The organism is Caballeronia sp. LZ035 (genome assembly GCF_031451175.1).
Taxonomy (GTDB): Bacteria; Pseudomonadota; Gammaproteobacteria; order Burkholderiales; family Burkholderiaceae; genus Caballeronia.
In genome coordinates, this window is sequence record NZ_JARUXS010000047.1 from 1 (window position 1) to 438 (window position 438).

Below are 438 nucleotides of genomic sequence, written 5' to 3' on the forward strand. Positions count from 1 at the left end.
TCGCCCGGCAACGTGCCGTCCGGCGGCCCGTATTATTCGATCCTTTGCGAAATCAGCCGTGCACCCGACCAGCCTGCGATGATCGACGACAAGCTGCGCCGTGATGTGCTGCAAGGGCTCCGTGCCATCGGGCTGATGGACGATCAGGCCGTCGTATCCACCTTCGAAAAAGCGCTCGCTCACGGCTACCCTTTGCCTTTTCAAGGTCGCGATGCTGCGCTGGCGGACATTCACGAGCAACTGGAACCACTCGGCATCTTCAGCCGGGGACGCTTCGGCGGCTGGCGCTACGAAGTGTCGAATATGGACCATGCCTACATGCAGGGACTGGAAGTCGTCCACCGCATCATGTCCGGTGCGCCCGAGACTACGTATTGCGCACCGGAGCAGGTCAATTAAGCCGGCCGCGCCCGAGCGCCGCGGGTCGTATCGCGTCAA

Annotated in this window: 1 protein-coding gene; it reads left to right on the top strand. The window is 62.3% G+C overall.

The window, feature by feature from the left end:
* On the top strand, positions 1-399 hold a 399-nt coding region (locus tag QCE88_RS42005; RefSeq protein WP_309911948.1), incomplete at its 5' end, for a hypothetical protein.
* Positions 400-438: the final 39 nt, after the last annotated feature.